This window comes from Kluyvera ascorbata ATCC 33433 (assembly GCF_000735365.1).
Classification (GTDB): domain Bacteria; phylum Pseudomonadota; class Gammaproteobacteria; order Enterobacterales; family Enterobacteriaceae; genus Kluyvera; species Kluyvera ascorbata.
In genome coordinates this window covers 1-9,303 of record NZ_JMPL01000148.1, presented here as the reverse complement: position 1 = coordinate 9,303, position 9,303 = coordinate 1, and the positions used below count along the sequence as shown (strand labels likewise).

Sequence of the window (9,303 nt, the reverse complement as noted above, 5' to 3'; positions counted from 1 at the left end):
CAGCGCCTGGTAAATCAGGCTTATCTGGCGGGTAATCGCCGGGAAGCTAAAGCCGTCCACCAGCAGATGATGGTAACGCTGATACCAGAACCACTGATTATCGCCAACGCGGAAAAGCTGGTGGCAATAGAGCGGATTGCCGCTATCGACGCGGCTGTTTTGCGAGAGATCATGCTGCATCAAAGCTAGCGCCGCCTGCTGCGGGTCAGACTCACCGCGCAGGTCGTGGCATGCCGGTTCGGCAATCGCCATACTGTCATCCAGCCACTGCCAGATTTCGCCATTCTCTTCGCTAAAGCGCATACGCAGCGTATCGGCCTGGTTCAGGCCCATCACAATAGCGCGCGCCAACAGGTCGCCGTTAATCTCCCCGTTTAGCTCAACGTAGTGCGCCACGCTCCAGGCGTTAGGTAGCGTCGACAGGGCTTCCGCCATCCAGATGCCCGGCTGGGCGGCGATCAGCGGTAAACGCGGGCTCATGAGCGGCCTCCGCTGACGGAGAAATGGTCAGGATAAATCGTCGTCCAGTTTTGGGTGAGCCAGGCGTTACACGCCTCAAGCGACTGCGGCTCGCACACCACCGTCCAGCCCGCAGGCAGTGAACACTGCTGGGGCCAGAGGCTGAACTGCTGTTGAGGATTTTGCAGAAGGTAAAACTGCCCTTGCGCCACGTCGAAGGGGTTACTGACTTGCATACCAAACTCCTGTCGTTAATCGCGCGTTGCCGCCTGGGGGTTCCAGAGCGTCATCAGCCCGGCGGTCAGCCCGCCGCGCCAGCAAAGCGCATCATGTCCGCCGTCAACCTGACGCCAGAAAATCGGCTGCTGTGTGTGTTGCAGTTGCGCCAAAAGTGCCTGATTGGCGCGAAAAATAATCGGCTCGCGGATACCCGCTTCCAGCACGATGCGCAGCCCTTGCGGTTTAAGTTCCCCACGTTCGAGCTGCTCTTGTATTTCGCCACGCTGGCGACCACCGCGATGCGGCCACCAGTACGACCCCGACTGACTGAGTATGCAGCCAAAGCGTTCCGGCCAGTGCAATCCGGCGTAAAGCGCAGAGAGGCCGCCGAAGCTCTGACCAGCCACCACCGTCCATTCAGCACGCTCGCTGAACGGCGCAAGCGTCTGCACCTGCGGCAGCAATTCCTGCTGTACCGCCAGCCAGAAGTCCGGGTTGCAGGGCAGCTCAACGCTGCGGTGTGCGTTATCAATCACATCAATCAGCAGATAAACCGCGGCAGGCAGCTTTTTCGCTTCGGTGAGCGAAGTCAGCGCTGGCCACACTGGCATGCTTTCGGCCCAGAACTGGCCGTCGAGCATCACCGCTAAAGGTCGATCGGTTTCGTTCACCGCTCCGGTGGTGAAGATCCACACTCGGCGCTGATTGCCCAATCGCTCGCTGCGCCAGGTAATGCACTGCGGTTCTCGCCAGGTGGACGCAGGCGTTGACCACCCCGGCTGTTCCGGAGCCTGCGGCATCTCGAGCGCCGAAACCGCATGACCGCGCCCGCCCTTCCAGCTTTGTGGATTCAGCGGGTCAGCAATGGCCTGAGGCAGCAGCTTGCGCCAGCCTTCGCGCAGCTTCTGCCGGTCCGGCTCGGCGGCGGTAAAAATGTCAGGGGAGAAATCATCGTCGCGCTCGCTGGGAGCGAAGCAGTAGCTCCCGCGCCAGGTAGGCGGCAACGTGGTCGTCCAGTGCCAGACGTCGGTATCGGGAATACGTTCAAGAGTCTGCGGGGCAGAGTTGTGGTGGTGATCGGTGACGCCGGTGATGTAAATCCATACCCGGCGAATGGGCGATGAATCCTCGCTGCCTGCGGGGTCGCGCCACCAAAATGTGACACGATAATCTTCGCCAACTCTTTCATATTGTGGGCCTTTTATCGCATCCCACCACGCGTCACTTCCTGTTGTTAACATTCCCACCACGTTAACCCTATGTTTATTGTGGAATTTATTGTTACATATGAAAATTTATTGATAATATTATTGATAACTATTTGCATTTGCAATAGCGTATTGCCGCGCACTTTCACATGCTTCTGGCATACAACCTTGCCGCGTCTCCCCTTTTGGGAACGGATCACGACGGGACGTTGGCGACGAAAAGCAGGACACACAATGAATAATAAAATCAAATCCCTGGCCTTCCTGGTCAATCTGGGTATTTATGGCGTTGCATCTCCGGCTTTTGCCGCCGAGACGACCAGCAATAAAGACGTGGACGGTGAAACCATGGTCGTTACCGCTGCCGAGCAGAACCTGCAGGCACCGGGTGTATCGACCATCACCGCCGATGAAATTCGCAAGCGCCCACCGGCCCGCGACGTCTCCGAAATCATCCGTACCATGCCGGGCGTTAACCTCACCGGTAACTCCACCAGCGGCCAGCGCGGTAACAACCGCCAGATCGATATTCGCGGTATGGGCCCGGAAAACACCCTGATTCTGATCGACGGCAAGCCGGTCACCAGCCGTAACTCCATCCGTCTGGGTTGGCGCGGCGAACGTGATACTCGTGGCGACACCAGTTGGGTACCGCCGGAACTCATTGAACGAATTGAAGTTATTCGTGGCCCTGCGGCTGCTCGTTACGGTAACGGCGCAGCAGGCGGTGTGGTGAATATCATTACCAAAAAAATTGAGAACGAATGGCATGGTTCATGGAATACCTACATGAATGCACCAGAGCATAAGGATGAAGGTTCAACGAAGCGAACCGACTTTAGCCTGACCGGACCTCTTGGTGATGCCTTCAGCTTCCGTCTGTACGGAAGCATGGATAAAACGCAAGCGGATGCATGGGATATCAACCAAGGCCACCAATCTGAGCGTACCGGTATCTACTCAGATACCGTGCCTGCTGGCCGTGAAGGCGTTGAAAACAAAAACATCAATGGTGTCGTGCGCTGGGAATTCGCACCAATGCAATCATTGGAACTTGAAGCAGGTTACAGCCGTCAGGGCAACCTGTATGCGGGTGATACCCAGAATACAAACAGCAACCAACTGGTAAAAGACAACTACGGTAAAGAGACGAACCGCTTGTACCGCCAGAACTATGCCTTAACCTGGAATGGCGGATGGGATAACGGCGTCACCACAAGTAACTGGGTACAATACGAACACACGCGTAACTCCCGTACGCCGGAAGGTTTAGCAGGGGGCACCGAAGGTATTTTCGATACAAAAGCGACACAGAAATATGCAGACATCGACCTTGATGACGTCATGATGCATAGCGAAATTAACATCCCGTTTGACCTGTTGGTGAACCAGAATCTGACACTGGGTGCAGAATGGAACCAGCAAAAGATGAAAGATTCCAGCTCAAATACTCAAGCACTGATTCCCGCTTCTGGCGTGCCCGCTGGTGGTCCGATTCCCGGCGTAGATTCCTACAACCGAAGCCCATATTCCCAGGCCGAGATCTTCTCTCTGTTTGCGGAAAACAATATGGAAGTCACCGACAGCACTATGCTGACCCCAGCGCTACGCTTCGATCATCACAGTATCGTCGGCAATAACTGGAGTCCATCTCTGAACCTCTCCCAAGGTTTAGGCGACGATTTCACGCTGAAAATGGGGATTGCACGTGCCTATAAGGCACCGAGCCTCTATCAGACAAACTCCAATTACATCCTCTATAGCCAGGGCCAAGGTTGTTACGCCAGTGCAGCTAATGTTGGTTGCTATTTGATGGGTAATGATGACCTGAAAGCAGAAACCAGCATCAACAAAGAAATTGGTCTGGAATTCAAGCGCGAAGGTTGGTTGGCAGGTGTAACCTGGTTCCGTAACGACTATCGCAACAAAATTGAAGCGGGTTACGCCCCTATTGGCCATACCTCCGCAGGAGCGACTCAAACCGATATTTACCAGTGGGAAAACGTGCCAAAAGCCGTCGTTGAAGGGCTGGAAGGCACCCTTAACGTACCGGTTAGCGAGTCGGTAAACTGGACCAATAATATTACCTATATGCTGCAAAGTAAGAATAAAGAGACTGGCGACCGCCTGTCGATTATTCCAGAATATACGCTGAACTCGACCTTAAGCTGGCAAATTCAGCAGGATGTATCCGTCCAGTCAACGTTCACCTGGTACGGTAAACAGCAGCCAAAGAAATACAACTATAAAGGTGAGCCAGTGACCGGTTCAGAAACCAATGAAGTTAGTCCATATAGCATCGTTGGTCTGAGTGCAACCTGGGATGTCACAAAATACGTAAGCCTGACCGGGGGTGTTGATAACGTCTTCGATAAACGCCACTGGCGCGCAGGTAATGCGCAGACTACTGGCGGCGTGAAAGGCGGTATTTCTAGTTATATGTACGGTGCAGGTGCCGAAACCTACAACGAATCCGGCCGTACCTGGTACATGAGCATCAACACGCACTTCTGATAATCTGTGCCTACCCTCTCCCTACCGGGAGAGGGTTTTTCAGGAGGCTTATGTTTACCTACCACACCACCTTCAACGCTATTCACCGTATCGACTTCCAGCCAGAGACCTTCACACCACAGGACTTACTGTGGTTGCCACACCACGTCTTGCTTGAACGCTCCGGTAAAAAACGCCAAACAGAACACCTGGCGGGGCGCATTGCCGCCGTTTATGCGCTGCGTACCGCTGGCGAGAAATCTGTACCAGGCATCGGTGAAAATCGCGCGCCGCTTTGGCCAATAGGGCTATATGGCAGCATCAGCCACTGCGGGCAAACAGCGATTGCTATCGTCTCGCATCGTCCGGTAGGGATCGATATTGAAGAAGTGATGAACGTTTCGCTTGCCGAATCCCTCGCTGAGCAGGTAGCGAGTGGCGTTGAGCTAACAAACCTGCGTGCGGCCCCTATCCCCTTCCCGCTGGCACTAACGCTGACTTTTTCGGCAAAAGAGAGCCTGTACAAAGCGCTTTCAGCTCGCTACCCCCAGTTGCTCCATTTCCATGATGCCGTGGTGACCCATATTGATGCCCAAAATATCACGCTGCACATCCCTACCATTAACCTCACCGCCATCATTGTGTGGTACACCGTTGACCACCAACGTATCGTCACGCTGTATCAACAGCCATAAATATGACCAGACATCGAAAACACCGAATCAACAACCAATCAAAACCTCATTGATAAAATAAAAAATCAAAAAATGCGTCTTTAGTCAGATTTATCCACCATAAAAATAGTGTTCCTCACGGCAATTCCCCCTATCATTCCCCTGAAACATTCATACAAACAATGAAACAATTGTCTGAATTAAGGAACCGAATGAATACCCAAACACGGACACGGAATGAAGTGGGTGAAAGCCGCCTGATGACGGGCTTTCTTAACGCGATAGAAAAAGCAGGGAACCGGTTACCTGAACCGGCGATGATCTTTTTCTACTTTTTATTGATTGTGATGGGCCTGTCGGCGGTGCTGTCGATGATGACCTTCGACGTTATCAACCCGATGACGCAGGAAGCGGTGAAGGTTAATAACCTGCTCTCTCCTGAAGCGCTGACCAATACGCTCGCCAATATGGTCACCACCTTTACCGGCTTTGCGCCGCTGGGGATCGTGCTGGTGGCGATGCTCGGCGTGGGCGTTGCCGAAAGCTCCGGCTTTATCAACGTGGCGCTGAAAAAGATGCTGCGCGTAACGCCGAAAAAACTGCTGACGCCAATGCTGATTTTTGTGGCGATGTTCAGCCACGTGGCGGCAGATGCGGGCTACGTGCTGGTCATTCCGCTGGGGGCAATTATCTTTATGTCCGCTGGCCGTCACCCGCTGGTAGGGATTGCCGCCGCGTTCTCCGGCGTCTCCGGTGGTTTTGCCGCCAACATGGTTCCGACCGGTAACGATGCGCTGCTGCAAGGCTTTACTCAGGCCGCCGCCCAACTGCTGGACAGCACCTACACCGTTAACACCCTGTGCAACCTGTTCTTCGGTATTGTCTCTTCTATCGTGATTACGCTGGTCGGCTGGTGGGTCACCGAGCGTATCGTTGAGCCGCGCGTCAGCAAAATGGCCATCGACGGCGATTTTAAACACGATGAAGATATGTCTAACGTCACGCCGCAGGAGAGCCGCGCTTTCCGCCGCGCGTCGCTGGTGATGCTGTTAGGTCTGTCGGCGCTGGCCGCTGCGGCCTGGCCGGAAGGTTCGATGCTGCGCGGCACCGACGGTTCACTCACCTCGTATAGCGCGCCGATTATGAAGTCCATCGTGCCGCTGATTTTCCTGATCTTTATTCTGCCGGGTATCGTCTACGGCTTTGTGTCCGGCACCTTTAAGTCGGGTAAAGACGTGATTGGCGCGATGAACGATTCCATGAGCAAAATGGGTTCGTACATGGTGATGGCTTTCTTCTGCGCCATGTTTATCAAAGCATTCAGCGACTCCAACATTGGTACGCTGTTCGCGCTGATGGGTGCCGACGGTCTGAAAGCGCTAGAACTGCCGGGGCAGGCAACGATTATCGGTATGATTGTGCTGACGGCGGTGGTGAACCTGCTGATTGGCTCCGCGTCGGCGAAATGGGCGCTGCTGTCGCCGATTATGGTACCCATGCTGATGGCGGTGGGGATTTCCCCGGAACTGACGCAAGCGGCGTTCCGTATCGGTGACTCCTGCACCAACATCATCACCCCGCTGATGGTCTTCTTCCCGCTGATCGTTATCTACTGCCAGCGCTACGTGAAGGGTGCGGGTGTGGGCACGCTGGTCTCGATGATGATGCCGTACTCTATTGCCTTCTTCATCGCCTGGAGCATTCTGTTGCTGGTGTGGTGGGGTGTGGGTATGCCGTTGGGTATCGCGGCGCCGTATACCTGGAGCCCGAGTTAACGGTCTGTTCGGTGCCATTCCCGGCGGCGCTTCGCTTGGCCGGGCTACGACGTTGGTAGCCCGGCACAAAACTACACGGCTAAATGGGCAAAATTGCCTAACACGTTGTGCAAAATCCCTACCCCTTTCTGCACCTGCTCGGCGCTGATGGTGCACGGCGGCACCACGTGAATGCGGTTTTCCACCACGAAGCTCAGCAGCCCCGCTTCGGTTAACGCGCCTTTAATCTCCGCCATATCCCCAGCCGCCAGCGGCGTTTTCTTCGCCCGGTCGCTCACCAGCTCCAGCGCCTGGAACACGCCACGCCCGCGCACTTCACCTATCAGCGGTGACGACGCGGCCAGCGCCTCCAGCCCCTGACGCAGCACGCCGTTGCCGATGTGCGCCGCGTTCTCCACGATCCCTTCGTCCTTCATCGCATCAAGAGTGGCAATAATCGCCGCCATCGCCAGCGGATGTCCGGAATAAGTCAGCCCACCGGCAAAGAAGTGATCGTCAAAATAGTGGGCGATCTTGTCGCTGATGATCACCCCACCGGCCGGAACATAGCCCGCATTCACCCCTTTGGCAAAGGTGATCAGATCCGGCACGATCCCATCCTGCTCGAAGGCAAACCAGCTACCGGTACGGCCAAACCCGGCCATCACTTCATCGAGGATCAGGATAATCCCGAATTCGTCCGCCAGCGCACGTACGCCCTTCATATAACCTTCCGGCGGCACCAGAATCCCCGCCGTGCCAGGAATCGACTCTAGCAGGATAGCGGCAATAGAAGACGGACCTTCGCACTCGATCATCCGCCGCAGGTGAGCCAGCGCACGGCTGCACTCTTCCTGTTCAGAGGTGGCGTTAAACTCCGTGCGGTAGAGGTATGGGTTAAAGAAGTGCACGTGGCCGCGCGAATATTCGTTCGGTACGCGACGCCAGTCGCCGGTGGCGGCAATGGCGCTGCCGGTATTGCCGTGGTAGGAGCGGTACGCCGACAGCACTTTATCGCGCCCGGTGTAAAGACGCGCCATGCGGATGGCGTTTTCGTTGGCATCGGCCCCGGCGTTGGTGAAGAACACCTTGCTAAAGCCTTCCGGCGCCAGCCCAATAATGCGTTTTGCCGCTTCGCCGCGCGCCAGGTTGGCGGTGGCCGGGGCAATCGTCACCAGCGACTCGAGCTGATCTTTCATCGCCGCCAGCACGCGAGGGTGCTGGTAGCCGAGGTTAACGTTCACCAGTTGGCTGCTGAAATCAAGATAGGTTTTCCCGTCGTAATCCCATAGCTCGCACCCTTTCGCGCCGGCAATCACCAGCGGGCTCAAATTGCCCTGCATCGACCAGGAATGAAAAACATACTCTCTGTCCAGCTGGCGAACCGCTTTGTTGTTCAACTCTGTCATTCGTCGTTCCTCGCATACCGTTGGCTGTGATTCATCATGTCGTCGGCGGAAAAAAAAGTGATAGAGCCAGTGTAGTCGCGGCGCTGTGACAACGGTGTCACATCGTCATACGCCGACTGGCTCTCGGCAGGCCGCGCCGCGGTTTTTATAGTGACCGGAACAACCTGCACAGGAGAGCACAATGCAAAAGCGTAACGTGGTGTTTATTACCGGGGCGACCTCCGGCTTTGGGGAAGCGGCAGCGCATGTGTTTGCGCGCGCAGGCTGGGCGTTGGTACTGAGCGGGCGTCGGCTGGCGCGTCTTCAGGCGCTACAGGCCGAGCTGGCATCGCAGGTGCCGGTGCATGTGATTGAGCTGGACGTACGGGACAGCGCGGCGGTGAGTACAGCCGTCGCCGCGCTGCCGCCAGACTTTGCCGATGTTACCGCGCTTATCAACAATGCCGGGCTGGCGCTGGCACCACAGCCGGCGCAAAAGGTCGATCTGGCCGATTGGCATACCATGATTGATACCAACGTGACCGGGTTGGTCAACGTGACGCACGCCCTGCTGCCAACGCTGATTCGCCACGGCGCAGGCGCGAGCATTATTAATATTGGGTCGATTGCCGGGCAGTGGCCCTATCCCGGCAGCCACGTTTACGGTGCCAGCAAGGCGTTTGTGAAGCAGTTCAGCTATAACCTGCGCTGCGATCTGTTAGGCACCGGCGTGCGCGTCACCGACCTTGCGCCGGGCATTGCCGAGACCGAGTTTACGCTGGTGCGCACCAAGGGCGACCAGGCGGCATCCGACGCGCTATACCGTGGCACCACGCCGCTGTCGGCGCTGGATATCGCCGAGCAGATGTTCTATATCGCAACCCTGCCGGACCATATGAATATTAACCGCGTGGAGGTGATGCCGGTGCGTCAGGCGTGGCAGCCGTTTGCGATTGATAGGGATTAGTGTGGCTTTCCCCCTCCCCTTTTCAGGGCTGCTTTACACGCAATCTCGTGGTGACAGTTATCCAATAAGTGGAGATGCATTCGGGTTGAGCACTCTGTTGCGCTCCCTTCAAGTTCCAGCCGCATAAATTGCGCGGGTGCA

Annotated in this window: 8 protein-coding genes; 4 read left to right on the top strand and 4 right to left on the bottom strand. The window is 55.9% G+C overall.

Features of this window, described 5'->3' with window-relative positions:
- The 3 genes from GKAS_RS21240 to fes all read right to left on the bottom strand — a co-directional run.
- Positions 1 to 480: condensation domain-containing protein (locus GKAS_RS21240; protein WP_035897241.1), on the bottom strand; the 480-nt coding region annotated here is incomplete at its 3' end.
- Positions 477 to 695 (bottom strand): MbtH family protein, encoded by a 219-nt coding sequence (locus GKAS_RS21235; RefSeq protein WP_035897240.1) that lies wholly within the window; start codon positions 693 to 695, stop codon positions 477 to 479. The genes GKAS_RS21235 and GKAS_RS21240, both read right to left, overlap by 4 nt.
- Positions 696 to 710: 15 nt before the next feature.
- Positions 711 to 1,919 (bottom strand): enterochelin esterase, encoded by a 1,209-nt coding sequence (gene fes, locus GKAS_RS21230; protein WP_035897238.1) that lies wholly within the window; start codon positions 1,917 to 1,919, stop codon positions 711 to 713.
- A gap of 201 nt (positions 1,920 to 2,120) precedes the next feature.
- On the opposite strand from fes, the gene GKAS_RS21225 reads away from it, so the two are divergent.
- The 3 genes from GKAS_RS21225 to GKAS_RS21215 all read left to right on the top strand — a co-directional run bounded on the left by GKAS_RS21225 (position 2,121) and on the right by GKAS_RS21215 (position 6,828).
- Positions 2,121 to 4,400, top strand: a complete 2,280-nt coding sequence (locus GKAS_RS21225; protein WP_035897235.1) for a TonB-dependent siderophore receptor — start codon at positions 2,121 to 2,123, stop codon at positions 4,398 to 4,400.
- 50 nt (positions 4,401 to 4,450) lie between these two features.
- The gene (gene entD / locus GKAS_RS21220; RefSeq protein ID WP_035897234.1) at positions 4,451 to 5,074 is read left to right on the top strand and encodes an enterobactin synthase subunit EntD; all 624 of its coding nucleotides are present in this window, start codon (positions 4,451 to 4,453) and stop codon (positions 5,072 to 5,074) included.
- A 191-nt stretch (positions 5,075 to 5,265) separates the two neighbouring features.
- The gene (locus GKAS_RS21215; protein WP_035897231.1) at positions 5,266 to 6,828 is read left to right on the top strand and encodes an AbgT family transporter; all 1,563 of its coding nucleotides are present in this window, start codon (positions 5,266 to 5,268) and stop codon (positions 6,826 to 6,828) included.
- A 71-nt stretch (positions 6,829 to 6,899) separates the two neighbouring features.
- Here GKAS_RS21215 and GKAS_RS21210 read toward each other — a convergent pair whose 3' ends face one another.
- Positions 6,900 to 8,216: an aspartate aminotransferase family protein gene (locus tag GKAS_RS21210; RefSeq protein WP_035897228.1), complete on the bottom strand. Its 1,317-nt coding sequence runs from the start codon at positions 8,214 to 8,216 to the stop codon at positions 6,900 to 6,902.
- Between the two features lie 181 nt (positions 8,217 to 8,397).
- Between GKAS_RS21210 and GKAS_RS21205 the strand changes: the two genes are divergently transcribed.
- Positions 8,398 to 9,162, top strand: coding sequence for an SDR family NAD(P)-dependent oxidoreductase (locus GKAS_RS21205; protein ID WP_035897225.1), 765 nt, complete (start codon positions 8,398 to 8,400; stop codon positions 9,160 to 9,162).
- The last annotated feature ends 141 nt before the right edge of the window (positions 9,163 to 9,303 follow it).